This is a genomic window from Nonomuraea sp. LPB2021202275-12-8 (assembly GCF_037044575.1).
Lineage (GTDB): Bacteria > Actinomycetota > Actinomycetes > Streptosporangiales > Streptosporangiaceae > Nonomuraea.
In genome coordinates, this window is sequence record NZ_JBAHWD010000026.1 from 40435 (window position 1) to 66430 (window position 25996).

Sequence of the window (25996 nt, forward strand, 5' to 3'; positions counted from 1 at the left end):
TCCAGCAAATCTCAGCGGATTCGAGGTTCATAACGCAGCATGAACCTATGGATCCGCGAGCTCTGCCCCCTCGGCTGGTGATCGATCCATCGCTGCCCCCGGAAATCTCGATCCAGTTGCGATCGAGCCCGCACGTGCTGCGCATGGCCAGGGCGGGCCGGCGAATGGACCCCACCCCCAGTCCCACCTGGTTGTTCGTCCTACCGGGTCTCCTGCTGCTGATCTGGCTGATGACCGACAGCCTGGCCGGCGTGGTCGTCGCGGGAACCGGCATGGGCATGATCGCGTTGCTTCGCTGGACGGCGTCCGACGCCGCCAACCGGGCCGCCAAACGGCGGCTGCGGCTCGCCTACGAGCACGCCGGCGACTACATCCTGCCGGAGGACCTCGACTATCCCTGCCAGGTGCTGCTGCGCCGCGCGCAGGACGCGGCCGAGACCATCCTGGCCTCGCAGGTGCACCAGGCCGGGTTGATCGACACCATCGACAACCGGGTCACGCTGCCCGAGGAGGTCTGGCAGATCGCCCAGCGGCTGGCGAAGCTGTCGGCCATGCACGCCGAGCACGGCAAGCTGGTCCCCCGCGACCTGCCCTCGGGCCTGGAGGACGCGTTCAAGCCCTACAGCACCGCACTCGACGCGGCCTGGACGTCGCTGTCGAAGCGGGTGCGCAACCTGGAGCAGTACGCCAAGCAGGTGATGAAGGCCGACAAGGTCTTCCACGCGCACCGGCGGCTGGAGGCGCTGGCCGCGCGGACGCCGGACTATCAGCAGCTCGTCGCCGACACCGTGCGCGACGACCTGGCCCGCGCCCACATCAAGGAGCTGGCCGGTCAGGCCGCGCACGTGCGCAAGCTGTTCGAGGAGAGCATCCACCAGGCCAAGCAGGCGGCGGGCGAGCTGATCAGGTCCCCGCGCGTCTGAGCAGCTCCAGGGTCCGGCGCATGCCGGCCTCGTTGCCCAGGCTGCGGAAGATGTCCCTGGCCTGCGTGAGCGGGGGCACGGCCGAGGCCCGCCCGCCGCCGTCGAGGTGCGCCTCGCCCAGATAGCGCAGGCTGAGCGCCATCCACCAGCGGTCGCCGAGCTGCTCGAAGGCCTGCACGGCCCTGCGCAGCTCGTGCGCCGCCTCCTCGACCCGGCCGAGCCTGCCGAGCACCCTGCCGATGGAGATGGCGGTGCGGGCCACTCCCCAGGAGTCGCCGAGAGCCTCCAGCATCTTCTCGGACCGCCGGGCCATGTCGAGCTCGCGCAGGCCGTTGGAGGGGTCGCCGACCTCGCCGGCGGCGCGCAGGCAGCGAGCCTCCTCCCACAGCTCGCCGCGCTGCTTGAACATCTCTCCGGCGCGGTCCAGGCTGTAGCTCGCCTTGGTGAAGTTGTCCTGCGACACCCGGTGCTCGCCCGCGCGGTGCAGGCCGCGGGCCTGGGCGGCGAGCACCTCCCCGTAGACGCGCAGCGTCTGTGCCTCGGAGTAGCGGTTGCCCTCGCGCTCGAACACCGCCAGCGACTCCTCCAGGAGCTGCCTGGCCTCCTCCGGGCGCCGCTCCGCCAGCCGCATCTCGGCCAGGTTGCGCTGGGTGCGGGCCATCCACCAGAAGTCCTCTTCGCCCTTGAAAGCGGTGATCGCGCCGATCAGGTACTCCTGCGCCCGGTCCAGGTGGCCGTCGCTGAACAGCGTCATGCCGACGGCGCGCATCGCCCTGGCGGCCCACCACGTCTCGCCGAGCTCGGTGAAGACCTCCAGCGCCCACTCGGCGTCCGCGCGGCCCCTCTCCTGTCCACCCTGACCTCCCTGTACGGCGGCGCGGTCGAGCATCGAGATGGCCTGGGCGCGCCGGTCCCCCGCGCGCTCCGCGGCCTCGCAACCGAGGTCGGCGACCGCGTGCCAGTCGGCCCAGTAGGCGCGCAGCGAGTGGCACAGCGAGCAGAACGCCCTGGCCAGGCCCCAGGTCAGCTCCCACATCTCCAGCTGCCTGGCCAGGTTGACCATGGACATCAGCGTCAGCCGCTCGGCGTTCAGCCAGTCGCCGGCGTGGATCTGCCCCTCGGTGTCGGCGCGGCGGCCGCCCTTGCTCCAGTCCTGCGGCCAGCGGTTCTGGGCCGCGGTCTCGGCGCGGCGGCGGTAGCCGTACAGCACCCGTTCGATGGCGTCCCTGCGCCGGGCCGGGTCGTCGTCGGCGGCCAGCTCGGCGGCGAAGAGCGCGACCAGGTCGTGCAGCCGGTAGCGCATCGTGCCGGCGACGTCGGTGCCCGAGCACTCGGCGAGCTGCGCGTCGATCAGCGCTTCGAGCTGGTCGGCGCCGTCGAGGCCGGAGATGTCGAGCAGCTCTCCGGCCACCCAGCCGGGCACGTCGGGCGAGGTGAGCGCGCTGAGCAGGCGCAGCAGGCGTCGCTGCATGCCGGTGCAGTCGTCGTAGCTGAGCTGGACGGAGGCGCGCACGCTCTTGTCCACGGTGGGGGCGAGTTCGAGCTGGTCGAGCCTGCGGCGCACGTCGTGCAGCCGGTCGGCCATCTGGCGCAGGGTCCACTGCTCGCGGGTGGCCAGGCGGCCGCCGCAGATGTTGATCGCCAGCGGCAGGTGGTCGCACTGCCCGACGATGCGTTTGGCCGACTCCAGGTCCTCCACCACCCGGGCGCCGCCGGCGAGCCTGGCCAGCAGCTCGACGCCGTGCTTCTGGCTGAATACGCCGAGCTGGGTGTCGTGGGTGCCGTTCAGGAACAGGGGCTGGCGGGAGGTGACCAGCACGGCGCAGCCGCGCTCGGCCGGGATCAGCGCCTTGACCTGCTCGGCGTCGTGCGCGTTGTCCAGGCCGATGAGGATCCTGCGGCCCTTGGTCCAGGTCAGCCAGAGCTTGCGCAGCTCCTCCAGGCCGCCGGGGTCGATGGTCAGGCGGACGCCCAGCGCGCGCAGGAACCCGATCAGCACCTCCTCGGGGCGCACCGGGGCGTCGACGCCGCCGCGCAGATCGGCGTAGAGGCGGCCGTCGGGGAACCAGTCGGCGACCTCGTCACCGAACCTGGTCATCAGCGCCGACTTGCCGACGCCGCCCCGGCCGTACACGGAGACGACCAGCGGCGGGGAGCCGACGGCGGACTTGCGGCGGGCGGCGAAGACCTCGCGCAGCTCGGCGAGCGCCTCGGCGCGCCCGGTGAAGTGCTCGGGCACGGGCGGCCACTGGTCGGGCGGGCGGGAGGACGGCTCGGCGAGGATGGCGCGTCTGGGGCGCGTCGAGGTGGTGGCCCAGGTTGCCACGCCCACCAGCAGCGCCGCCGCCGCCGTCACAGCCACCTTGGCCGCCGGCGGGATCTCCCATTCCAGGGACGCCGCGAGGATGCTGGCCGCGGCCGCCGCGGTCCCCGCGGCGACGGGCGCGGCCAGCCCTAACTTCCGGCGCCGCGGTCGTGGTTTGTCGGGCAACTCCCCCGTCACGTATGGCGACCCCCCTTCTGTGATGATTCAAACCGATGAGACGCCGATGAGGTACGGCCGGTGCCGGCCGTACCTCATCGTTCATCTAGAGACCGATCACATGACAGGTGGCCGTCACCGTCTTGGAGGGGTCGCTCTCCGACGTCGCGGTCAGCTTGACCCGGGCGAGCCGGTCGCCGCCGGAAGCGCGCACGGCGTTGACGGTCACCGCCTCGTGCTTGCCGAAGTCGACGGCGGCCAGGGCGTTGGGCAGCTGGGCGGTCCAGCCCTTGCCCACGGCCTCGGCCTTGAGCCGGTAGACGTCGGAGCCCAGGTAGGCGCTGACGTCTTCCGGGTGCTGTCCCTGGGCGGGGGCGGATCTGCCGGTGTTGAACAGCGGGAACTTGCAGGTGGAGGTGTTCTTGCCGACCGGGATGCCGGCGGCGGGCAGCAGTTTGACGCCGCGCCGCTGCGGTCCCGCGCCGTCGAGGGAGCGGATGGCGACCGTGTAGGACAGCACGCCCTTGCGGTCACGCTTGAGGTCGGTGACGTAGAAGTGCAGGCGGTTGGCCTCGTCGACGTACTCGTACTCGCTGCCCGAGTCGGTGCCCGCGTGGAAGAGGGCGTCGGAGAGCTGACGGTAGTCGCCAATCGTGATCGGCACCTTGGTGCCGTCGGGCATCACGTAGTCGGTCATGCCGATGTCCTGCGGGTTGGCGTCGATCACCCACTCGAACGGCGCCCGGTCGGCGTTCTTGGTCTTGGCCAGGAGCACGCCCGCGTCCGGGGTGAAGGAGTCGGTGCCCATCCGGTCCACGACCTCGACGGTGTAGTTCTCGTAGCCGCCGCCGTCGCAGAGCGGGTCGGTCTGCGGGGCGCAGGCCGGGCTCTTGTCGCCGGTGTCGAAGGAGATGTTGACGCCCGCCAGCCCGTTCTCGCCCGGCTGCGCGGCGCGGGCCGTGACCTTGGCCGTGACCAGGCCGGACTCGTCGAGCGCCTCGCGTGACAGGCGCAGCACGTGCTGCTCGTCGACCATCTCCAGCTTGATCTTGTTCCGCAGCATGTGCTGGGCGCCCATGGACGCGCCGGAGGTCGGCGGGATCAGCCAGCGGGAGTGCGGGCCGCCCGGGCCGTTGAAGCTGCCGCGGCTGAGCATCTCCCAGATGCCGGTGTACGCCCGTCGCGGCGGCACGCCGTACGGGTTGTTGTAGTTGTCGGCGATGCCCATGATGTGGCTCAGCTCGTGGGCGTAGACGGCCATGCCCGAGCTCTCGGCCTGGACGGAGTCGACGCCGAACCGGGCGTTGGGCCAGAAGGTGGATCCGGCCTGCCACGAGGTCCATTCGACGTAACGGGTCGCGGACCAGTTGGGCAGGCTGTCATCGCCTTCGGGGCCCCACTCGTCGGTCACGTCCTCCTTCGTGGGGAACTTCATCATGCCGAACTCCTGCCAGGTGGACGACTCGTCCTGGCCGGCGCTCAGGTAGAAGACGAAGTCGAACTGGTCGGCGACCTCCTGGCCGACGTCGGCCAGCCAGGCGGCGTTGCCGTCCGCGCGCAGGTTCTTGTTGCAGGAGTCGCCGGAGGGGCAGCCGGTGCCGGCCTGGAACTCCATGGCGTACTCGTGGTCCTTGCCGGGCATCGTGTACGGCCCGAAGCCGCTCAGCTCGACGCCGTAACGCCCGCCGGAGTCCTCCATCCAATACTCGTGGATGGTGTGGCCCTTGTTGACGTCATTGGGGGTGTTCAGGAAGTCCTGGTAGAACTTGGCCACCTGGTCGCGGGGCACGTCGTGGGCCTGGGCGCTCGGGTTGGCGAAGATCGTCGAGCCCTGCGGCTGGGTCACCACGAACGGCTGGTTGGGGTAGTCGAGCAGGACGAGCGCTCCCTTGAAGGTGCGCTTGGAGCCCTTGGCGTTCGGGTCGCTCCAGTTGGTGCCGGGGATCTTCTTGTAGTCCGCCCACGTCATGTGGTCGGGATTCTCCCAGTTCTGCGGGTCGATCGGCTTGATGTCGCCCGCGGGCCGGGCGCGCCGCGCCTGGGCGTCCTCTTCGGGCGCGTCGCGCTGCCAGGGCTGGGTCTGCGGCCAGTGGTCATGCCGCCAAGGGTGCTCGGGATCGTCAGCGGGGGGTGCTGCGGAAGCGGGGGTCGCCATCAGGCTCACCGGGATCAGCACGATGGCCGCCAGTAACCCTCTCAACAGCTTCTTCGGGGCTATCACGGATTGACGGTATAGAGCTTATTGACCGAGATCACCGGTCAGCTGTAGGGAAGACCTGTGGTAGTCATTCCGACAATTGATGAAAGACCCACGTAAAGGGGCATCTGTGGCGGACCTTCAGCGGATCGTCGACGAGCTCGCCGCTCGGCTCGACCGCCCGCTGCTGCTCGAAGACCGCCTGCAGCGCGTCGTCGCCTACAGCGAGCAGAACGGCGCCATGGACGACATCCGCCGCGACTCCATCCTGCTCAGGCACACTACCCCCGAGGTGCGGCAGTGGCTGCGCGCGGCCGGCGTGCACGACTCCCCCGGCCCTCTGCGGACCCCGGGCGCGCCGCACCTCGGCCTGCTGCCCCGCGTCTGCATCCCGGTACGGCACGACGCCGGCCTGCTCGGCTTCCTGTGGTTCATCGACGCCGGTCCGGCCATGTCGGGCGCACAGGTCGACGAGGCCGCCGCCGCGGTTCCCGCGCTGGCCCTGGGGCTGTTCCACGAGAGCCTGGCCACCGGGCTCGCCTCCCACCGGGAGCTGGAGGCCGTCACCGGGCTGCTGCTCGGGGAGCAGGACGCCGCCCGCCAGCTCATCGAGGCGGGCGCCTTCCCCCAGGCGCAGCCGGTGACCGTGCTGGTGGCCAGGCCGCTGTCGGCCGAGCCCGACGAGGCGCAGCGGCTGGCGCTGGAGCAGGGGCTGCTCGCGCTGCGACGGCGGCTGAGCGGCCACTACCCGCTGCACCTGGTCCGCTACGACCACGCGGCGCTGCTCGTCGCCGGCACGCCGGTCTCACCCGACGACCTGCACGCGGCCATGTCGGTGCCGCTGGTCGTCGGCATCGGGCGGTCCAGGCCGGCGCTGGCGGAGGCGGCCGGCTCCTACGCGGAGGCCCGGCACGCCGCCGAGGTGGCGGCGCGGGTGCCCGACCTCGGCCGCTCGGTGCCGTGGGAGCGGCTCGGCGTCTACCGGATGCTCACCCACCTGCCCGACCACGAGCTGCACCCCGGCCTGGAACAGCTGCTGACAGAGGAGCAGCATCTGCCGCTGCTGGAGACGCTGGAGACGTACCTGGACCTGGCGGGCAGCGCCGTCGCCACCTCACGCGCGCTGCGCCTGCACCGCACCTCGCTCTACTACCGGCTGCAGCGCGTGGAGGAGCTGGCCGGCACCGACCTGAAGGACGGCGGCGAGCGCCTGGCGCTGCATCTCAGCCTCAAGCTCGCCCGCCTGTCCGGCCGCTACCGCCCTCGCGGCACTGTCTGAACTGGCCGTCCACCACGAGCAGCAGCTCCTTGAGCTGTTCGCGCTGCTCCTGTGACAGCACCGCGAAGAGCTCCTGTCCCGCCTGCCTGCGCGCCTCGCGCGCCCGCTCGACCGCCTCGCGCCCCCGCGGCGTAAGCTCGACCAGGGTGGAGCGCCGGTTGGCCGGATCCACCTGCCTGCGCACCAGCCCCGCCTCCTCCAGGGCGTCGACCACCGGGGTCACCGAGCGCGGCACGATCCGGAGCTCCTCGGCGAGCTGGACCATCCTGAGCGGCCGTCCGGCGTCGGCGAGCGCGCGCAGCGCCCTGGCCTGGCCTGGATTGAGGCCGAGCGGCTCCAGACGGTGCACATAGCCGTGCCGCAACCTGCGGCCGACCAGGTGCAGGAGCTCGGACAGCTCGGTGTCTTCCATGACGGCTGAGTCTACCGGAACAAATATGAGCTAACCTCTGTTTGAGGCAACATCAGAAAGAAGGTAGCGATTTGCCCGATGAACCCCGCGCGCCGATGCGGCGCATCATCACCCTCTTCCGCCCCTACCGCGGCCGCCTGACCCTGGTCGGCGGGCTCATCCTGCTGTCGTCGCTGGTCTCCCTCGCCTCGCCGTTCCTGCTGCGCGAGGTGCTGGACGTGGCGATCCCGTCCCGCGACACCGGCCTGCTCACGGTGCTGGCCCTCGGCATGATCGTCGTGGCGGTGGCCACCAGCGTGTTCGACGTGGTGCAGACGCTCGTGTCCACCACGGTCGGCCAGCGTGTCATGCACGACCTGCGCACCGCCGTCTACGGCCACCTGCAGCGCATGTCGCTGGCGTTCTTCACCCGCACCAAGACCGGCGAGATCCAGTCCCGCATCGCCAACGACATCGGCGGCATGCAGTCGGTGGTCACCTCGACCGCCACCTCCCTCGTCTCCAACCTCACCACGGTGATCGCGACGGTCGTGGCGATGGCCGCGCTCGACTGGCGGCTGACCGTGGTCTCGCTCCTGCTGCTGCCGGTGTTCGTGTGGATCAGCCGCAAGGTCGGCGCGGAGCGCAAGCGCATCACCGCCGAGCGCCAGCGCAAGCTGGCCACGATCTCGGCCATGGTGCAGGAGTCGCTGTCGATCAGCGGCATCCTGCTCGGCCGGACGATGGGCCGCTCCCCCGAGCTCACCCGGCGCTTCACCGGCGCCTCCGGCGAGCTGGCCGACCTGGGCGTGCGGTCCAGCATGGCCGGGCGCTGGCGGCAGTCGTCCATCCAGATCATCATGGCCGCGATGCCCGCGCTCATCTACTGGGCCGCGGGCCACACCGCCGCGATCTCCATCGGCACGCTCGTCGCCTTCACGACCCTCCAGGCCACGCTCTTCCGGCCCTCGGTGTCGCTGCTGCGGCTCGGCGTGGAGGTGCAGAGCTCGCTCGCCCTGTTCGGCCGCATCTTCGAGTATCTGGACCTGCCGGTCGACATCCACCCCGGCACCCGCACCCTGCGCGACCCGCGCGGCGAGGTCCGCTTCGAAGGCGTCGGCTTCTCCTACGGCGACGCGCCCACGCTCACGGGCGTGGACCTGGTCGTGCCGGCGGGCGGCAGCCTGGCCGTGGTGGGCGAGACCGGCTCGGGCAAGACCACGCTCAGCTACCTGCTCCCCCGCCTCTACGACGTCACCGAGGGCCGCGTCACGATCGACGGGGTGGACGTACGGGAGCTGACGTTCGAGTCGCTGGCCGAGACGGTCGGGGTGGTCTCGCAGGAGACCTACCTGTTCCACTCCTCGATCGCCGACAACCTGCGCTTCGCCGACCCCTCGGCGACGGACGAGGAGCTGGAGGCGGCGGCGCGGGCGGCGCGCATCCACGACCACATCGTCTCGCTGCCCGACGGCTACGACACGCTCGTGGGCGAGCGCGGCTACAGGTTCTCCGGGGGCGAGAAGCAGCGCCTGGCCATCGCCCGCACGCTGCTGCGCAACCCTCCGGTGCTGATCCTGGACGAGGCCACCAGTGCCCTGGACACGCAGACGGAGCGGGCCGTGCAGGAGGCGCTGGACACGCTGGCCGAGGGACGCACCACGATCACCATCGCGCACCGCCTGTCCACCGTCCGCGACGCGGACCGGATCGTGGTCCTGGACGGCGGCCGCATCGTCGAGAGCGGCACCCACGACGAGCTGATGGCCGGCAACGGCCACTACGCCGCTCTGGTGAGCAGGGATCGCCCCCTCGAACTGGTCTAAACCCCCATTTGTGGTGACTTAACTCACTTTTCGGTCATACCGGAATCCAGTCCCGTGAGCAGCTCGTTCAGACACCTGGCCGCACCTTCAAGCACTGGACAAGTTTTGTCACTCACCTCCTCCACGTTCCGAGCGCTGCGTCATCACAACTACCGGCTCTGGGCAGGTGCGGACCTGGTCTCCATCACCGGCACCTGGATGCAGGTGCTCGGCGTCAACTGGCTCGTGCTGACCATGACCGGATCGGCGGCCGGCGTCGGGCTCAGCCTCGTCATGCAGGCGCTGCCCACGCTGCTGCTCGGCATGTGGGGCGGCGCGCTGGCCGACCGGCTGCCGAGCCGCCCCGTCGTGATCGCCTCGCAGCTCGCGCAGGCCGCGCTCGCGGCCGTGCTGGCGGCGATCGCGCTGACGGGCGTGGAGTCCGTGCTGCCCATCTACGCCGTGGCCCTGGCCGGCGGGGTGGTGTCCGCGCTCGGCGGGCCGGCTCTCGGCAGGTTCGGCGCCGAGGTGGTGCCGCCGGAGGACCTGCCCAACGCCATGGCACTGGGCTCGATCATCAACTCCGCGGGCCGCATCCTGGGCATGTCGCTGGCGGGCATGCTGCTGCCGTTCACCGGCCAGGGCGGACTGTTCGTGGCGAACGCCGTCACCTTCTTCGCCGTGATCGCCGCGGTCGCGGCCATGCGCTCGTCGGAGTTCCACGAGCTGGCCACCGCCGAGCGGCAGCCCGGCGCGATCAAGGAGGGGCTGCGGTACGTGCTGCGTACGCCCTGGCTGCTCGTGGTGCTCGCGCTCTCCCTCGTACTCGGCAGCCTGGGCCGCAACTACCAGGTGACCATGGCCGCGATGAGCGCCGGCCCGCTGGCGGCGGGCGCGGGCGGGTACGGCCTGCTGTCGACCGTCTTCGCCGTCGGCACGGTGATCGGCGGCTTCGTCACCGCCTCCAGGCCCCGGCTGTCGATCCGGCTGCTGCTGATCACCGCGTTCGCCATCAGCGTGCTGCAGGCGCTCAGCGGGCTGATGCCCTCGCTGGCGACCTTCGCCGGAGCCATGGTGCCGATCGCGGCGGGCGCCATCCTGGTCGACACCGCCGTCTCCGCGCGGGCCCAGCTCGACAGCCCCGACGCGATGCGCGGCCGGGTCATCGCGGCCGTCGGCATGGTCGGCGCGGCCTCCGGCGCGCTGGGCGGGCCGGTGCTCGGCTGGCTCAGCGACACCTTCGGTCCCAGGCCGGCCCTGCATGCCGGCGGGGTGGTGTGCGTGGCGGCGACACTGCTCGCGGCCGTCGCCCTGACCAGGTTCTCCAGGCAGCCGGCCACGCAGCCGAACGCCCTGCGTCCCGTGCTCGAAAACGCCTGATCCACCCCCGATTGGGCACCGGAGGTCAGGGTAGCGACGGCCTCATGGCAACCGACGTCATCACCCTCATCACCGCCGACCACCGCAAGGTGGAGGCGCTCTTCGAACGGCTCAAGAACGGCAAGGGCGACCCGGCCGTCACCGTGTCCGACACCGTGTCCGAGCTGCACGCGCTGCTCACCGCCCACGCCCGCGCCGAGGAGGACCGCGTCTATCCCGGCATCGACGCCCACCACGGCGTGGAGGAGCACAAGGAGGCCGAGGTGCTGCTCGACGCCCTGGTACGGGCGCGCCCCGGGACCTCGGAGTTCCGCGAGGCGCTGCACAGGCTCGCCGACGCCGTCAGCCACCACGTCGAGGAGGAGGAGAACGAGCTGCTGCCCGAGCTGGCCAGGCGGGCCGGCCCCGAAAAGCTGCAGGAGCTCGGCAAGGCCTTCAGGCAGCGTCGCGACGAGGAACTGCGCGCGCTGACCACCGCGCAGGACCCGTACACCTCGGCCACCAAGGCCAAACTGTACGAGCAGGCCCAGAAGGCCGACATCCCCGGCAGGTCGCAGATGGACAAGGAAGAGCTGGAGCGGGCACTACAGCAGTCCGCGTCCTAGGATTCCGGGCCGCCCCCTGGGTAGGGGGCGTATATGACTGAACTGCCTCCGGACCGATACGGATACAGCGACGAGCAGGAGATCGAGGTCGCGGAATGGACCGACGACCACGGCCTGAACTACGAGATACGCGAGGACGATCCCAGCCACGCGGACACGCTGGACGAGCGGCTGAGGCGGGAGGCGCCCGACAAGCAGCGCGTCCGGCGGCCCGACCACCGGCTCACCCAGCCTGACGAGGGCCTGGGGCCCGACTCGGAAGGCAGGGAACTCGGCCAGGACTGGGGCGCGGACAGCGGCGACCTGTCCTCCGAGGAACGCGCTGTCCGCGTCGAGCGCGACGACGAGATCGGGTAGGCCTCCGAGTCCTTCGGTGTCCTTTGGTGCCCTTCAGTACCCCGTCGGTGGCTCCCCCAGTGTCTCCTGCAAGGCCGGAAGCAGGGCGTGCAGGTCGTCGACGACGACGTCGGCGACCTGCGCCGCCTCCGGCCGCTCGGCGTGCAGGTATCCCCACGGCCCGCGGCGCAGCAGAGCCGTCCGCATCCCCGCCGCCGACGCCGGCAGCACGTCGTTGTCCAGCCGGTCCCCCACGTAGAGGATCTCGCCCGGCTCCCTGCCGGCGACCGCCGCCACCTTGGCGAAGAACCCGGGCGCGGGCTTGGCCACACCCCATCCGTCGGAGGTGTGCACCGAGTCGACCGGCAGATCCATCGCGACCAGCGCGTCATAGGCCCGGGTCGGCTGGTTTCCCGCCACGATCACCTGATAGCCCGCCGCCCGCAGCCCGGCGAGCGCCTCCCGCACGTCCGGATAGAGGTCGTCGGCGTCGAAGTGGTTGCGCAGTCCGCCCGGCTCGTCACGCTCCCAGGCGGCCAGCTCGGCGGCGATGTCAAGACCGGGACGTACGAGCTCGAACGCCTCCCGGTGGGACCGGTCCAGCGCCGCCATCCCGCCGAGCGCCCCCATCAGCACGAACCGGGGCACGCCCAGCCGATCGGCCCACCGCGACCAGATGCGCGTCTCGCCGATGAGCGTCTCGCCGACGTCGAACACCACTGCCTTGATCATTCAAATCGCCTTCATCCGGAAATTTTCCCTCCACTGTACGGAGACGCGCGCGTGGCCCGGGACGGGGCCAGGGTAGGTCCGGTTCGACACCTGGGGGGATCGATGAAGCCTGAGAGCGACGCCAAGGATCAGCAGCTCCAAGCAGACCGCGTGCCTGCGGACGAGCGGGCAATGACCACGGATCAGGGCATCCCGGTCGACGACACCGACAACTCCCTGAAAGCCGGGACACGCGGGCCTACCCTCATGGAGGACTTCCACTTCCGGGAGAAGATCACCCGGTTCGACCACGAGCGCATCCCGGAGCGGGTGGTGCATGCCCGGGGCTCGGGAGCGTACGGCTACTTCCAGGCCTACGAGTCGCTGGCCGAGGTCACCTCGGCCGAGTTCCTGAACGACATGTCGATCAGAACGCCGGTGTTCGTGCGGTTCTCGACGGTTGCCGGGTCGCGCGGGTCGGCCGACACGGTGCGCGACGTGCGCGGGTTCGCCACGAAGTTCTACACCACCCAGGGGATCTTCGACCTGGTCGGCAACAACTTCCCGGTCTTCTTCATCCAGGACGGCATCAAGTTCCCCGACTTCGTGCACGCCGTGAAGCCGGAGCCGCACAACGAGATCCCGCAGGCCCAGTCGGCGCACGACACGTTCTGGGACTTCGTGCAGCTCCAGCCCGAGTCCATGCACATGGTGATGTGGCTGATGTCCGACCGCTCCATCCCGCGCAGCTTCCGCATGATGCAGGGCTTCGGCGTGCACACCTTCCGCTTCGTGAACGCCTCCGGGAAGGCGACGTTCGTGAAGTTCCACTGGCGGCCCAAGCTCGGCACGCACTCGCTGGTGTGGGAGGAGGTGCTGCGCATCCAGGGCAACGACCCGGACTTCAACCGGCGCGACCTGTGGGAGGCGATCGAGCGGGGCGCATTCCCCGAGTACGAGCTGTGCGTGCAGCTCGTGCCCGAGTCCGCAGAGTTCGACTTCGACTTCGATCTGCTGGACGCCACGAAGATCATCCCTGAGGAGCAGGTGCCGCTGCGGCCGATCGGGAAGATGGTGCTCAACCGCAACCCGGACAACTTCTTCGCCGAGACCGAGCAGGTGGCCTTCCACCTGGGCAACATCGTGCCCGGCATCGACTTCACCAACGACCCGCTGCTGCAGGGCCGGCTCTTCTCCTACCTGGACACCCAGCTGCTGCGCCTGGGCGGGCCCAACTTCCCGCAGATCCCCGTCAACCGCCCGCTCAACGACGTGCGCAACGACCAGCGCGACGGCTTCCACCAGCATCTGATCCACGAGTCGCGCACCAGCTACGCCCCCAACTCCATCAGCGGCGGCTGCCCGGCGGCGATGGACGGCTACCGGCACCACCAGGAGAAGGTCGAAGGCACCAAGATCCGGATGCGGAGTCCGAGCTTCGACGAGCACTACCGCCAGGCCACGCTGTTCTGGAACAGCATGGCGGACTGGGAGAAGCGGCACATCGTGGCCGCCTTCCTGTTCGAGCTGGGCCACGTCGAGCGCGCCGCCATCAAAGAGGGCGTGGTCAAGCATCTCGCCTCGGTCCACCCCGATCTCGCCGAGGCGGTGGCGCAGGGCCTCGGCCTGCCGGTCCCGCCGGGCGGAACGGTCCACTCCGACACCTCGCCCGCCCTCAGCATGACCGCCCAGCCGGGCGGCGTCGCCACCCGCAAGATCGCCATCCTGATGGCCGACGGCACCGACGTGGAGGGGGTGCGCGCGCTCAAGGAGAGCCTGGAGAGCCAGGGCGCGATCTGCGAGGTGGTGGCGCCGCGCGAGGGCACCGTGGGCGGCACGGTGGCGAGCCTGCCGGTCGACAGGCAGCTCAGCGCGGCCACCTCGGTCCTCTACGACGCGGTGGTGGCCGCCGACGGCCAGGTCCTGGCGGCGATGGGTCCCGCCAAGTTCTGGATCATGGAGGCGTACCGGCACGGCAAGCCGATCGGCGCGGTCGGCTCGGGCACGCTCCTCCTGGACGCCGCCCGGCTGCCCGACTCGCTCGGCGTGATCACCGGCGACGACATCACCCAGCGCTTCGCCGAGGCCGTCGCGAGTCACCGCTTCTACGACAGAGACGTCTCCAGCGTGCCTGCCTGAATCGTCGGACGCCCGGGCCGCCTCGGCTGCGAGGACCTCTTCGTCTACTGGTGTGCGGGTCGATCAGCAAGTAGATCGGAATGCCGCCGGTCGCATAGAGCGATGGCTTCTCCATGCGATCTCTGTTGGCGCTGCCGTGCGAGACCACTTCGGCGACCATGATCAGGCCGGTGGATCGGAGTTCGCGTTCTCCCCACCGTAGATCGCCGAATCCCCCTCGGTCACCGTCTACAGCGACATCGACGACGGCACCTATCGCGCAGTCAACCAGGTGGCACTTGGCGCTCCGATCCGACTGCCGCATCCCGTCGGCGTCGAGCTCGACACCTCGATCCTCAAGGCATGAGGCGTTCCATCGCCTTGCCGATGCGCTTCTCCGACACGGGGGTCGGCGTGCCCAGGGTCTGGGCGAAGAAGCTGACCCTCAGCTCCTCGATCATCCAGCGGATGTCCCGCACGTCCGGGTCCGAGCGCCGGGCCGGAGGCAGCCTGTCCAGCAGGTCCTGATAGTCGTCCTCGACCTTGTGCACCCGCGCCATCCACTCCTCGTCGCGCCAGGGCTCCTCCGGCAGCTTGGTGAGGCGGCGTTCGACGGCCCTGATGTAGCGCAGGATGTCGGACAGGCGGCCGTGGCCGGCGGCGGTGACGAAGCCCGGGTAGACGAGCTTGCCGAGCTGGTCCCGTACGTCGTCGGTGGAGGCGGAGGCGCGCAGGCCGTCGAGGCGGGCGCCGACCGCGTGCCAGACGCTGAGGATCTGCTCCACCCTGGCCAGCACCTCGGCCGACGTCTCGTGCAGGTGGGCGCGCACGTGCTGGTAGAGGCGGTCGAAGCCGACCGGGTCCCAGGCGGCGCCGCCGACGTCGCGCATGAGCTTGTCGACGGCCGCGTTGACCACGTCGTCGAAGAGCGCGACCGCGCCGCCGTGCGGGCTGCGCGACAGGGCCAGCTTGGCCTGGTTGGACAGGCCCGCCAGGAGGGACCTGGCCGGGTTGGTGACGTTGAGCAGGAGCAGGCGCCGGGTGCCGGGCCAGTGGGAGCGGCGCTGCTCCGCCTCCGTCTCGTAGATCTTGATGGAGACCGAGTCACCGGCGTCCACGAGCGCCGGGTAGCCCTTCATCCGGCCCTGCTCGAACACCTTGGGCAGGGTGCCGAAGCTCCACGTGTGCAGCCCAGTCCGCTCCAGGTCGTCGGCCGCCGCAGAGAGGGTCTTGCGCAGGCGGGGGGCGAGGCGCCGCTTGAGCGCGTCGAGGTCCTTGTCCTCGGCGATGGTGCGCTTGCGCTCGTCGATCACCCGGTAGGTGATCCGCAGGTGGTCGGGCACCTGGTCGAGCTGCCAGGCGTCATGCGGCACGCGCACCCCGGTCAGCCGCAGCAGCTCCCGCTCGACGGCCTCCAGCAGCGGCTCGGCGCCCTGCCTGACCGCGGAGAGCACCTGCTTGGCGTAGTTGGGGGCGGGGACGAAGTTGCGCCGCAGGTGCTTGGGCAACGACCTGATGAGGGCGGTGATGAGCTCCTCGCGCAGGCCGGGGATCTGCCAGTCGAAGCCGTCGGCGTTGACCTGGTTGAGCACCTGCAGCGGCACGTGCACGGTCACGCCGTCGGCGTCGGCGCCCGGCTCGAACTGGTAGGTCAGCTTCATCCGCTGGCCGAGCTGCCGCCAGGTGTCGGGGTAGTCGCGGACGCTGACGTCCGCGCCCTCGTTGACCAGCATCTCGGGCGAGTACGTGAGCAGCTCGGGCTGCTCGGCCCGGGCCTTCTTCCACCATGAGTCGAAGTGGCGGGCCGACACCACGTCGGCGGGTACGCGCTGGTCGTAGAAGTCGAACAACGCCTCGTCGTCGACCATGATGTCGCGGCGGCGGGCCCGGTTCTCCAGCTCCTCGACCTCTTCGAGCAGCTTGCGGTTGGCGCGCAGGAAGGTGTGGTGGCTGTCCCAGTCGCCCTCGACCAGGGCGTGCCTGATGAACAGCTCGCGCGACAGGTCCGGATCGATCCGACCGTAGTTGACCTTGCGCCCGACCACGAGCGGCACGCCGTACAGCGTGACCTTCTCCAGTGCGATCACCGCGCCCTGGTTCTTCTCCCAGTGCGGCTCGGAGTAGGAGCGCTTGATGAGGTGCTGGGCGAGCGGCTCCACCCAGTCGGGCTCGATCTTGGCGTTGACCCGCGCCCACAGCCGCGAGGTCTCCACCAGCTCGGCCGACATCACCCACTGCGGCTGCTTCCTGGCCAGCGCCGAGCCGGGGAAGATGGCGAAGCGGGCGTTGCGGGCGCCGATGTACTCCTGGATCGGCCGGCGGCCGTCGGACGGGCGCTGCTTGTCCACGACGTCCTTGACGCCGATGTGCGACAGCAGCCCGACCAGCAGCGACACGTGCACCTGCTGGGGGTCGGCCGTCTGGCTGCCCGGGTGGGCGCCGAGCGCCTGGCGCAGCTGGCTGTAGATGTCCTGCCACTCGCGCACCCGCAGGTAGTTGAGGAACTCGGCCCTGCACAGGCGGCGGAACGCGCTGGAGGACAGCTCCTGCTGCTTGTCGCGCAGGTAGTTCCACAGGTTGACGTACGACAGGAAGTCGGACTCGGGGTCGGCGAAGCGGCGGTGCTTCTCGTCGGCCTGCTGCTGCTTGTCCGAGGGGCGCTCGCGCGGGTCCTGGATGGACAGCGCGGAGGCGATCACCATGACCTCGCGCAGGCAGCCGTTCTTCTCCGCCTCCAGCACCATCCGGCCCAGGCGCGGGTCGACCGGCAGGTTGGCCAGCTTGCGGCCGGTGGGGGTGAGCGCGCCCTGGGCGTCGAAGGCACCCAGCTCGTGCAGCAGGTTCACGCCGTCCTTCACCTGGCGGCGGTCCGGCGGCTCGACGAACGGGAACGCCTCGATGTCGCCCAGCCCGATCGAGGTCATCTGCAGGATGACCGAGGCCAGGTTGGTGCGCAGGATCTCCGGGTCGGTGAACTCGGGCCTGGCGAGGAAGTCCTCCTCCTCGTACAGGCGGACGCAGATGCCGTCGGAGGTGCGGCCCGAACGGCCCTTGCGCTGGTTGGCGCTGGCCTGGGAGACGGCCTCGATGGGCAGGCGCTGCACCTTGGTGCGGTGGCTGTAGCGGGAGATGCGGGCGTAGCCGGGGTCGACGACGTACTTGATGCCGGGGACGGTCAGCGACGTCTCGGCCACGTTGGTGGCCAGCACGACGCGGCGGCCGGTGTGGCGCTGGAAGACGCGGTGCTGCTCGGCGGCGCTCAGCCGGGCGTACAGCGGGAGGATCTCGGTGTTGCGGAACTCGGCCTTGGCCAGCGCGTCGGCGGCGTCGCGGATCTCCCGCTCGCCGCTGAGGAAGACCAGGATGTCGCCGGGACCCTCGCTGATGAGCTCGCGGCAGGCGTCGATGATGCCCTGGGTCTGGTCGTCCTCGTCGTCGAGCGGCCGGTAGCGGACCTCGACGGGGTAGGTGCGGCCGGAGACCTCGATGATCGGGGCGTCGTCGAAGTGGCGGGAGAACCGCTCCGGGTCGATGGTGGCGCTGGTGATGACGACCTTGAGGTCGGGGCGCTTGGGCAGGAGCTGCTTGAGATAGCCGAGGATGAAGTCGATGTTGAGGCTGCGCTCGTGCGCCTCGTCGATGATCAGCGTGTCGTACTGCTCCAGCATCCGGTCGTTCTGCAGCTCGGCCAGCAGGATGCCGTCGGTCATCAGCTTGACCAGGGTGCGGTCGCTCGCCTGGTCGTTGAAGCGCACCTTGTAGCCGACGGCGTGGCCGAGCTCGGTGCCGAGCTCCTCGGCGATGCGCTCGGCGACGGTGCGGGCGGCGATGCGGCGGGGCTGGGTGTGGCCGATCAGGCCCCGGACGCCTCGGCCGAGCTCCAGGCAGATCTTGGGGATCTGGGTGGTCTTGCCGGACCCGGTCTCACCGGCGATGATCACGACCTGGTTGTCGCGGATCGCCTCCAGGATGTCGTCCCGGCGCTGGGAGACGGGCAGGTTCTCCGGATAGGTCACCGCGGGCATGGCTTCGCGGCGGCGGGCCAGCCGCCGCTCGGCACGCTCCACGTCGGCGAGGATCTCCGCGGTGATCTTCTCGCGCGCCTCGCGCGAGCGCACCCGGCGCACGCCGTCGAGCCTGCGCCGCAGCCGGCGCTCGTCGCGCGGCATCAGGTCGGGCAGGCGGGCTTGGAGGTCGGAGAGTGGAGAGGACAACGCAGGAGTTCCCATACTGCTTTCAGGATATTTCAGTCCCGCGTGCCGGGAACCAACGATCCATCGTGCCCGACGCCTCCGGCCTCGCGCATCCCAATATCCCACGCGACGGATGACCGTGGCCGCTCACGACGGGCCCACTCTCCCCAGAGTTGCGTCGTGGGCGGCCACGGTCACCTAATGAGACTCCTCACGGCGTCTCCGGGTTGCGTCCGATCCAGCGCATTTTTGATCACGTTTGGGCGGCCGCCTGGGCGGCGCCGACGATGCCCGCCTGGTTCTCCAGCCCGGCCGGGATGACCGGGGTCTCCAGGTGGACGTGCGGCAGGAACTTGTCGGCCTTCTTGCTCACCCCGCCGCCGATGATGATCAGTGACGGCGAGAAGAGCATCTCGACGTGCTTGAGGTACTCCTCCACCCGCTCGGCCCACTTCTCCCAGCTCAGCTCGTGCTCCTCGCGGGCCCGGTCGGAGGCGCGGTGCTCGGCGTCCTTGCCGTGCAGTTGCAGGTGCCCCAGCTCGGTGTTGGGCACCAGGGTGCCGTCGACGAACAGCGCGCTGCCGATCCCGGTGCCGAACGTCAGCATGAGCACGGTCCCGCGCTCGCCCCGCCCCTTGCCGAAGGTCATCTCCGCCGTGCCGGCGGCGTCGGCGTCGTTGAGCACGGTGGCGCCGCCGAACAGCTTGGCGGCATCGACGCCCTCCCAGGAGTCGTGCAGGTTGACGGCGGTCCGCACCACGCCGCCCACCACGACGCCGGGGAAGGTGACCCCGACGGGCCCCTTCCAGGCGAAGTGCTCGACGATCTGCGCCACCACCTCGGCCACCGGGTCGGGCTTGGCCGGTTGCGGCGTGACGATGCGCAGCCGGTCCTGCGTGAACTCACCGGTCTTGACATTCACCGGAGCGCCCTTGATCCCGGATCCGCCGATGTCGATGCCCAGAACTTCCATGTTTTCCCACTCCCCCGCCTGCGACAAAGAAACGCGTTTTCCGGACCTTACTGAACCGGCGTCACGGCTCTCGCGTATCTCGCGTCACAAGCGCTAACAAGGAGGCACGGATGCGGTTACGCATCATCACACTCTGCGCTGTCGCGGTCGTCATGGGAGCCCCTCTCACTGCCCCCGCACAGGCCACCACCAACACCAGGACCCGGTTCGACGTCGTCAACCTCGTGTCGGACGTCAGCGGAAAGGCAGCGGCCACCGATCCGAAACTGGTCAACCCCTGGGGGCTGGCCATGGGCAAGACCCTCTGGGTCTCCAACGCGGGCACGGGCAGCGCCACGGTCTACTCGGGCGAAGGCAAGAAGCAGCAGACGGAGGTCTGGATCCCCGGCGGCGCCCCCACCGGCCAGGTGTTCAACTCCGGCGACGGCTTCACGGTCAAGGGCAAGCCCGCCACGTTCCTGTTCGCCAGCCCGAGCGGCGCGATCACCGGCTGGAACGCCGAGGTGGACCCGAAGAACGCGATCATCGGCGCGTTCACCCGCGGCGCCGACTACAAGGGCCTGGCGCTCGCCGAGACCGACGACGGCGCCTTCCTGCTCGCCGCCGACTTCGCCGGCCGCCGCGTCCACGCTTTCGACGAGGACTTCAGGCGGGTACGGCTGTCGCGCTGGGCCTTCAGGGACCGGGCCGTTCCTAACACCTACTCGCCGTTCAACGTGGAGGTGCTGAACGGCAGCGTCTACGTCGCCTACGCCCTGCGTGACGCCCAGACCGGCAAGTCCGTGGCGGGCGCCGGCAAGGGCTTCGTCAGCCGCTTCAACCTGGAGGGCCGCCTGACCGGCCGCATCTCCCGCGTCGGGCTCAACGCTCCGTGGGCGATCGTCAAGGCTCCGCGCGGCCTCGGCCAGTACGCGGGCGCGCTGCTGGTCGGCAACTTCGGCGACGGCACCATCCACGCCTACCGCAACAACCGTCACCTCGGCGCGCTGACCGCCGCGAACGGACGCCCGATCGCGCTGGGCGGGCTGTGGGACCTGGAGCCGGGCACCGCCGAGAACGGCGGCGAGAACTCCCTGTGGTTCTCCGCCGGCCTTGAGGGCGGCACGCACGGAATGCTGGGCGTGATCCGGCCCGCGGGCTCGAAGGGCTCGTCGACGCCGTCGACCCACTCGCCCACCCACTCCGGCAAGCCCAGCAGCAAGCCCACCAAGTCCAGCCAGTCGCCGTACGGCGGTTACTGAGGCAGGGCCTGACGTTTCCGGCACGGCCGGCGCGAGCCGTGCCGGGAGCAGGGCCGGGCCCCGCAGCGGGGGCCGAGGGCCCTACAGTCGGGCATCGTGAGCGAGCAGAGATTCAGCGATTGGCTGCGAGAGCAGTGTGAGCCCGGGTGGACCGCGGTGGTGACGCACCCGTTCGCCACGGCGATCACCACGGGCGAGGCCGCCGACGACGACATGCGGCGCTATCTGGAGCAGGACTTCCAGTTCGTCGACTCCTTCACCGCCCTGCTCGGGGCGGCCGTGGCGAGCGCCGACAGCTTCGAGGCGCGGGTCCCGTACGGCCGCTTCCTCGGGCAGGTCGCGACCACCGAGGAGAAGACGTACTTCCACCGGGCGCTGGAGGCGCTCGGCGGGAGGACGGACGCGCCGCTCGAGCCGGTGACGGCGTCGTTCAGGCAGCTCATGGACCAGGCGCGCGTCTCCCAGGACTACCCGCTGATCGTCGCCGTGCTGTGCGTGGCCGAGTGGACCTATCTGGGCTGGGCGTCCAGGGCCGCCGAGCCGCTGCCGGAGCGTTTCGTGCACCGGGAGTGGATCGAGCTGCACGAGGGCCCGGAGTTCCGCGCCTGGGTCGGCTTCCTGAGAGGCGAGCTGGACCGGCTGGGCGCGGCGCTGGACGGCGAGGGCAGGCGGCGGGTGCTGGAGACGTTCGGCCAGGCCGTGGAGCTGGAGCGGCGCTTCTTCGACATGGCGCTCGGCTAGCTAACCGAGCGCCGCCGCCAGGTCCTCGACGCCTCGGTAGTGCACGCCGGTCATGCCGAGTTCTCTGGCGGCCGTGACGTTCTCCAGACGGTCGTCGACGAACAGGCAGCGCTCGGGAGCGGCACCGGCCAGCTCGGCGGCGATCTCGTAGATCCGCCTGTCGGGCTTGGCCACGCCCACCCGGGCGCTGCTGACCACGGCGTCGGCGAAGTAGGTGAGCCCGAGCTGGTCGAGGTGCCCTTCGAGGGTGTCCATGGCGTTGGTGACCAGCACCAGCGGCATCCGCTCCTGCGCCTTGGCCAGCAGGTCCCTGACCTCCTCGTCCACCCGGAAGGGCACCGCGGCGAACTCCGCGGCCGCGGCCCCGGCCCGCTCGTCGCCGCCCAGGGCCGCCACGATCGACTCCACCCACTGCGTCTCGGTGATGTGGCCGAGGGTGGCGGGCAGGATCAGGGCGGGGTCGAAGGCGATCTGCCTGAGGGGAAGGCCGTAGCGGGCCTCGATGTCGGCCTGGAGCGTGTGGTCGAAGTGGCGCAGCACGCCGTCGAGGTCGCAAAGGATCGCGTCGAAGGGGGTCACAGCCAACCATTGTGCCGGGCCAGCTGTGCGGCCTCGATCCGGTTGCGGGTGTGGGTCTTGCCGATGGCCGACGACAGGTGGTTGCGCACGGTGCTCTCCGACAGGTGCAGCCGGCCGGCCACGTCGGCGATCGTGGCGCCGTCGAGCGCGGCGGCCAGCACGTCGCGCTCGCGGTCGGTCAGCGGGCTCGGCCCCGCGTGCAGCGCGGCGGCGGCCAGCGCCGGGTCGATGATCCGCTCTCCGGCGACGGCCCTTCGCACGGCCGCCGCCAGCTCCTCCACCGGCCCGTCCTTGACCAGGAACCCGGCGGCCCCGGCCTCCATGGCCCGGCGCAGGTAGCCGGGCCTGGCGAACGTGGTCAGGATCAGCACCGCGCATCCCGGCAGCGCCTCGCGCAGCTCGGGCAGCACGTCGAGACCGGTGCGGCCGGGCAGCTCGATGTCGAGCAGCGCCACGTCGGGACGGTGGGCGGTCGCGGCGGCCATGATCTGGTCGCCGGAGGGCACCTGGGCGACGATCTCCAGGTCGTCCTCCAGCGCGAGGAGGAGGGCCAGGGCGTCGCGCATCATGCCCTGGTCCTCGGCGATCATGACCCTGATCACGGCGTCTCCGTCACTTCCAGAACCCGAGCCGGTGCCTGGCAGCGTAGTCGATGGTCCGCACGGCACCGGGCTCCAGAGCCAGGGTGCCGGAGGAGACCTGCGGCCAGGCCGGCAGGCCGCGCCCGTTCGGGTCGCCGCTGCGGGCGAAGTTCGTCCAGTAGTCGATCATCTGGCCGGACAGCTTCCGCTGTGCCGCCGACAGGGAGACCTCCTTCTCCTCGAAGACGTACGCCAGATCGGCGGCGTGGTAGGCGCCCCACGCGAAGTCGGTCTCCAGCGGCAGGAACATCGGCGCCTTCCGGTCGGCGAACTCGTAGCCGTACACGGGGACGTGCTCGGCCAGCAGCGTGTTCTGCTCGTGGGTGGCGCGGGCCCACATCCGATCGGTCAGTACGGCAGACCACGCCATACTTGGCGACTTATACCGACTTACCGGATATTTCCGGAGAATCTGGGGTGCTTTCGCGCCGAATGCTTCCCGTACCAGCTTGGGGTAGTCCGGGGTCTTGCCCTGCATGTCGTAGTTCATCGCGACGAACAGGCTCTGCTCGTCCCTGGTCGCCCCCGCCAGCACCGGGACCCGGTGGAACCGCCCCTCACGGATGGCCGTGGCGGGCGAGTCCGGCAGCACGCCGTTGCCGTAGGCGTAGACCTGGAAGGCGTTCATGATCTGCGGCACTTCGAGGATCTTCTTCACCGGCAACCGGCGCAGGCACTCGAGGTCCGGGCAGCCCAGCTGCTCGGCGAAGTGCTCACCCATGGCGATCACCTCCGCCTCCGGCCGCCACGCGAACGACGGGTAGGCGGGCAGGCCCGGCACCATGCTGCCGGCGGGCATGTCCATCATGGTCTCGCCGCTCTGCATGATCGCCCGGTCGAACAGCCCCTTCGCGGCCGGCGCGGTGAGCAGGCCGCCGATCGCCAGCGCGCCGTAGGAGACGCCGAAGACCGTCACGTTGCCCGCGTTTCCGCCGAAGGCCGCCGCGTTGCGCCGCACCCAGCGCAGCGCCTCCATCTGGTCCTGCAGCCCGTAGGTGCCGGAGTCGCGCAACCCCGGATGGCCGAAGCCGCTGAAGACGCCGAGCCGGTAGTTGATCGTGACGACCACCACGCCGCGTTCGGCGAGCTTGCGCGCGTCGGAGAAGTGCCCGGCGCCCAGCGCGCCGTCGCCGTGCAGCCACACCATCACCGGCCGCCCGGTTCCGGCCTTCGCCGGCGTGGTCACGTTCAGGAACAGGCAGTCCTCGGTGTCACTGCTGATGGGGGCATAGGCGGACCCGACCTGCGGGCACATGCCGCCCGGTTTGGTGGCGTCCTTGACGCCCCGCCAGGCCGGCGCGGGCCTGGGCGCGGCCCAGCGCTCCGCGGTGGCGTAGCGGATGCCCTGGAACAGGCGGTGCTCGCCGCTGATGGTGCCACGCACCGCCCCGGTGTCCGTCTTGACGACCGCGGGATCGGGCCGCGGGGCCGTCGCGGCGCCGGTGGTGGAGCACGCTGTGAGCAGTACGGCCATCGCCAGGAGTGTTCTCATACGTCAACCGTCCCCGATGCCCACAGGGGACCGGAAGGTTCATGTGTCCGGGATCGCCCAGGACAAAAGTCCTGAAGCCAGTGGCGGCATTACCATCTCCGAGACAGGATTCGGTATCGGAACGGTAGGGCATGAACGATCACCAGCTGCCGCGCGAGCTGTGCCAGCTGTTCGCCGACGGCGGCAAGGGGCGGTCCCTGTCGGTCGGCGTGCCCGAGGGCGAGGTGGTCTGGCCCGATCCCGGCTATACGGGGCACGACCAGCCACCGCGGCCGGCGTTCTGGATGAGCGACGAGCCCGTGAGCGTCGACGACTGGCGGCGCTTCCGTGCCGAGCATCGCCACAGCGGGCTCTGGCCGGTCCTGCTGGACGAGTCGGCCCAGCCGTGGTCGGTGGGGCAGGTGGTGCCCGACGAGCCGCTGCTGATCGACCACTTCACCGCCGAGGGGTTCATGACCGAGGTGTGGCAGGAGTGGGTGTCGCAGATGCCGCAGGAGGCGCTGGACGAGCTGGACCCCTTCGGCGCGCTCTGCCCGGGGCTCGCGCCGGCCGGCGTGCCGGTGGCGGATCCGGACGCCGTCGCCGACTGGTACGCCGGCGAGCTCGCGGCCCGGGGGATGCCGCTCGGGCTGGTCGCCGCCCCCAGGAGCGCCGACGCGCTGGCCGTGATGGGCTGGCAGGGGGCGCTGCACCACAACGAGTGGATGGTGCCGCTGGCGGCCGTGGTGCGCAGCTGGGAGGACCGGTTCGGGGTGCGGGTGGTGGGCGTCGGCTTCAACACCCTGGAGCTGAGTGTGGCGGCCCCGCCCGTCGAGCCGGAGCACGCGCTGCATGTCGCGGCCGAGCACTGGACGTTCTGTCCCGACAACGTGGTGCAGGGGCCGGGCGACCTGGAGGGTTACGCCGAGCAGATCCTCGGCGCGCACGCCTGGTCCTTCTGGTGGGACTGACGCCGCTCCACCTCCCGCCTTCGCGAGGTGGGCGGCTCAGGGCAGGCGGGCCACCGCCGCGTAGTTGCCCGAGGCGCCGGGCTGATCGGCGCATTCGCCGCCGGGAGCGTCGGGCCGCCACTCCGGGACCCACACCAGTCCGGGCTCCAGCAGCTCCAGGCCGTCGAGCAGGGCCTCCACCTCCGCGCGGGCGCGCACCGCGTGCCCGGGCAGCGTCATGGCCAGCAGGTCGTTGATCGCGGGCAGCAGCTCGGACGGGATGCCGTCGAACGTGGTCTGCAGGATGGCCAGGTAGCTCCCGGCGGGAACACTCTGGCGCAGGCGCTTGATGACGTGCCGGGCCTGCTCGTCGTCGCCGAGGCTGTGGGTGGAGACCAGCACCCACGCCATCGGCCTGCTCCAGTCCACGAACGTCCGCACGATGCGGTCCTCGAGAATCTCGTCGAACTCCCGCACGTCCCCCTCGACCACGCGCACCAGGTCGGTGATGGGCTCGATGGTGGCCTGCGCGTTGGCCAGCACCATCGGATCGCTCTCGATGTAGACGACCCGCGCGCAGGACTCGCTGGGCCGCTCGCGGGCGATGTCGTGCAACTGGCCCCCTGGCGGCAGGCCGGTCGGCACCCCACTGCCCACGATGAGGAACTGGTCGACGCCCTCCAGGGCCAGATGCCGTACGGCCCGCGACAGGTAGCCCTGGACGGCCCGCGCGGCGGCGGTGGTGACGGCGGCGGACACGTCGTAGCGGTGCACAGCGTCCCTGTCGGCGCGGAAATTGTTCTTGCCTCCGGTGGCGGCGTCGAGTATTCGCGTCACCCTCGCATGTGCCGTGTCGAGATTGGCCAGATTACGGATGGCACGTTGACGCATTGAGTCTCGCCCCTTTCCCCTCGCCACTTTCACGGGAAAGTTCCGGTCTCTGACCCCACTCGGACGACCAAAGTCAATAATGATCCATA

General features: G+C 70.4%; 20 protein-coding genes. 10 read left to right on the forward strand and 10 right to left on the reverse strand.

The annotated features are described in order from the left end of the window. The first annotated feature begins 47 nt into the window (after positions 1-47). The gene (locus V5E28_RS34780; protein ID WP_336213363.1) at positions 48-923 is read left to right on the forward strand and encodes a hypothetical protein; all 876 of its coding nucleotides are present in this window, start codon (positions 48-50) and stop codon (positions 921-923) included. On the opposite strand, the gene V5E28_RS34785 is transcribed toward V5E28_RS34780, so the two are convergent. Together V5E28_RS34785 and V5E28_RS34790 are read right to left on the reverse strand one after the other, a co-directional pair. After that, positions 904-3426 carry an ATP-binding protein gene (locus V5E28_RS34785; RefSeq protein ID WP_336213365.1) on the reverse strand — a complete coding sequence of 841 codons (2523 nt, stop codon included), beginning with the start codon at positions 3424-3426 and terminating at the stop codon, positions 904-906. The two genes, V5E28_RS34780 and V5E28_RS34785, sit on opposite strands and share 20 nt — an antisense overlap. Positions 3427-3511: 85 nt before the next feature. Continuing rightward, complete coding sequence (locus tag V5E28_RS34790; protein WP_336213367.1) at positions 3512-5626, reverse strand: M6 family metalloprotease domain-containing protein; 2115 nt, start codon at positions 5624-5626, stop codon at positions 3512-3514. 106 nt (positions 5627-5732) lie between these two features. On the opposite strand from V5E28_RS34790, the gene V5E28_RS34795 reads away from it, so the two are divergent. Then, positions 5733-6881, forward strand: a complete 1149-nt coding sequence (locus V5E28_RS34795) for a PucR family transcriptional regulator (protein WP_336213369.1) — start codon at positions 5733-5735, stop codon at positions 6879-6881. Here the strand turns inward: V5E28_RS34795 and V5E28_RS34800 are convergent. After that, positions 6832-7293: a MarR family winged helix-turn-helix transcriptional regulator gene (locus V5E28_RS34800; protein WP_336213371.1), complete on the reverse strand. Its 462-nt coding sequence runs from the start codon at positions 7291-7293 to the stop codon at positions 6832-6834. The two genes, V5E28_RS34795 and V5E28_RS34800, sit on opposite strands and share 50 nt — an antisense overlap. A 71-nt stretch (positions 7294-7364) precedes the next feature. Between V5E28_RS34800 and V5E28_RS34805 the strand changes: the two genes are divergently transcribed. From V5E28_RS34805 to V5E28_RS34820, 4 genes are all read left to right on the forward strand, one after another. Then, positions 7365-9098 carry an ABC transporter ATP-binding protein gene (locus tag V5E28_RS34805; protein ID WP_336213373.1) on the forward strand — a complete coding sequence of 578 codons (1734 nt, stop codon included), beginning with the start codon at positions 7365-7367 and terminating at the stop codon, positions 9096-9098. 105 nt (positions 9099-9203) lie between these two features. After that, entirely contained in the window at positions 9204-10457 is a 1254-nt protein-coding gene (locus V5E28_RS34810; RefSeq protein WP_336213375.1) for an MFS transporter, read from the forward strand. Between the two features lie 44 nt (positions 10458-10501). Next, positions 10502-11062, forward strand: coding sequence for a hemerythrin domain-containing protein (locus V5E28_RS34815; RefSeq protein ID WP_336213377.1), 561 nt, complete (start codon positions 10502-10504; stop codon positions 11060-11062). A 33-nt stretch (positions 11063-11095) separates the two neighbouring features. Continuing rightward, positions 11096-11419 (forward strand): DUF5709 domain-containing protein, encoded by a 324-nt coding sequence (locus V5E28_RS34820; RefSeq protein ID WP_336213378.1) that lies wholly within the window; start codon positions 11096-11098, stop codon positions 11417-11419. Between the two features lie 33 nt (positions 11420-11452). Here V5E28_RS34820 and V5E28_RS34825 read toward each other — a convergent pair whose 3' ends face one another. Further along, on the reverse strand, positions 11453-12130 hold the full coding sequence (locus tag V5E28_RS34825; RefSeq protein WP_336213380.1) for an HAD family hydrolase: 678 nt from the start codon (positions 12128-12130) through the stop codon (positions 11453-11455). 102 nt (positions 12131-12232) lie between these two features. Here V5E28_RS34825 and V5E28_RS34830 point away from each other — a divergent pair, with 102 nt between their 5' ends. Continuing rightward, complete coding sequence (locus V5E28_RS34830; protein WP_442945918.1) at positions 12233-14248, forward strand: catalase; 2016 nt, start codon at positions 12233-12235, stop codon at positions 14246-14248. A gap of 335 nt (positions 14249-14583) precedes the next feature. Here the strand turns inward: V5E28_RS34830 and hrpA are convergent, their stop codons facing one another. Continuing rightward, complete coding sequence (gene hrpA, locus V5E28_RS34835; protein WP_336213382.1) at positions 14584-18456, reverse strand: ATP-dependent RNA helicase HrpA; 3873 nt, start codon at positions 18454-18456, stop codon at positions 14584-14586. A gap of 217 nt (positions 18457-18673) precedes the next feature. Further along, entirely contained in the window at positions 18674-19393 is a 720-nt protein-coding gene (gene ppgK, locus V5E28_RS34840; protein ID WP_336213384.1) for a polyphosphate--glucose phosphotransferase, read from the reverse strand. 110 nt (positions 19394-19503) lie between these two features. Between ppgK and V5E28_RS34845 the strand changes: the two genes are divergently transcribed. Both V5E28_RS34845 and V5E28_RS34850 read left to right on the forward strand, forming a co-directional pair. Continuing rightward, complete coding sequence (locus tag V5E28_RS34845) at positions 19504-20634, forward strand: TIGR03118 family protein (protein ID WP_336213386.1); 1131 nt, start codon at positions 19504-19506, stop codon at positions 20632-20634. 96 nt (positions 20635-20730) lie between these two features. After that, positions 20731-21375: a TenA family protein gene (locus V5E28_RS34850; protein WP_336213387.1), complete on the forward strand. Its 645-nt coding sequence runs from the start codon at positions 20731-20733 to the stop codon at positions 21373-21375. Here V5E28_RS34850 and V5E28_RS34855 read toward each other — a convergent pair whose 3' ends face one another. Genes V5E28_RS34855 through V5E28_RS34865 form a run of 3 tightly spaced genes read right to left on the reverse strand, consistent with a single transcriptional unit; the run spans position 21376 to position 24087 of the window. After that, the gene (locus V5E28_RS34855) at positions 21376-21954 is read right to left on the reverse strand and encodes an HAD family hydrolase (RefSeq protein WP_336213389.1); all 579 of its coding nucleotides are present in this window, start codon (positions 21952-21954) and stop codon (positions 21376-21378) included. Further along, complete coding sequence (locus V5E28_RS34860; RefSeq protein WP_336213391.1) at positions 21951-22556, reverse strand: response regulator transcription factor; 606 nt, start codon at positions 22554-22556, stop codon at positions 21951-21953. The genes V5E28_RS34855 and V5E28_RS34860 overlap by 4 nt, the downstream gene beginning before the upstream one ends. A gap of 10 nt (positions 22557-22566) precedes the next feature. Beyond that, on the reverse strand, positions 22567-24087 hold the full coding sequence (locus V5E28_RS34865; protein ID WP_336213393.1) for a carboxylesterase/lipase family protein: 1521 nt from the start codon (positions 24085-24087) through the stop codon (positions 22567-22569). Between the two features lie 131 nt (positions 24088-24218). Here V5E28_RS34865 and V5E28_RS34870 point away from each other — a divergent pair, with 131 nt between their 5' ends. After that, positions 24219-25037 carry a DUF4253 domain-containing protein gene (locus tag V5E28_RS34870; protein ID WP_336213394.1) on the forward strand — a complete coding sequence of 273 codons (819 nt, stop codon included), beginning with the start codon at positions 24219-24221 and terminating at the stop codon, positions 25035-25037. A 36-nt stretch (positions 25038-25073) separates the two neighbouring features. Here V5E28_RS34870 and V5E28_RS34875 read toward each other — a convergent pair whose 3' ends face one another. Next, the gene (locus tag V5E28_RS34875; protein ID WP_336213396.1) at positions 25074-25907 is read right to left on the reverse strand and encodes an SAM-dependent methyltransferase; all 834 of its coding nucleotides are present in this window, start codon (positions 25905-25907) and stop codon (positions 25074-25076) included. Positions 25908-25996 lie beyond the last annotated feature (89 nt).

What these genes read in the sequence shown, in the direction of transcription:
- hrpA (WP_336213382.1), bottom strand. Translation starts at nt 18,456, where the DNA reads ATGGGAACTCCTGCGTTGTCCTCTCCACTCTCCGACCTCCAAGCCCGC.
- V5E28_RS34845 (WP_336213386.1), top strand. Translation starts at nt 19,504, where the DNA reads ATGCGGTTACGCATCATCACACTCTGCGCTGTCGCGGTCGTCATGGGA.
- V5E28_RS34780 (WP_336213363.1), top strand. Translation starts at nt 48, where the DNA reads ATGGATCCGCGAGCTCTGCCCCCTCGGCTGGTGATCGATCCATCGCTG.
- V5E28_RS34815 (WP_336213377.1), top strand. Translation starts at nt 10,502, where the DNA reads ATGGCAACCGACGTCATCACCCTCATCACCGCCGACCACCGCAAGGTG.
- ppgK (WP_336213384.1), bottom strand. Translation starts at nt 19,393, where the DNA reads ATGGAAGTTCTGGGCATCGACATCGGCGGATCCGGGATCAAGGGCGCT.
- V5E28_RS34820 (WP_336213378.1), top strand. Translation starts at nt 11,096, where the DNA reads ATGACTGAACTGCCTCCGGACCGATACGGATACAGCGACGAGCAGGAG.
- V5E28_RS34875 (WP_336213396.1), bottom strand. Translation starts at nt 25,907, where the DNA reads ATGCGTCAACGTGCCATCCGTAATCTGGCCAATCTCGACACGGCACAT.
- V5E28_RS34830 (WP_442945918.1), top strand. Translation starts at nt 12,233, where the DNA reads ATGAAGCCTGAGAGCGACGCCAAGGATCAGCAGCTCCAAGCAGACCGC.
- V5E28_RS34865 (WP_336213393.1), bottom strand. Translation starts at nt 24,087, where the DNA reads ATGAGAACACTCCTGGCGATGGCCGTACTGCTCACAGCGTGCTCCACC.
- V5E28_RS34825 (WP_336213380.1), bottom strand. Translation starts at nt 12,130, where the DNA reads ATGATCAAGGCAGTGGTGTTCGACGTCGGCGAGACGCTCATCGGCGAG.
- V5E28_RS34870 (WP_336213394.1), top strand. Translation starts at nt 24,219, where the DNA reads ATGAACGATCACCAGCTGCCGCGCGAGCTGTGCCAGCTGTTCGCCGAC.
- V5E28_RS34800 (WP_336213371.1), bottom strand. Translation starts at nt 7,293, where the DNA reads ATGGAAGACACCGAGCTGTCCGAGCTCCTGCACCTGGTCGGCCGCAGG.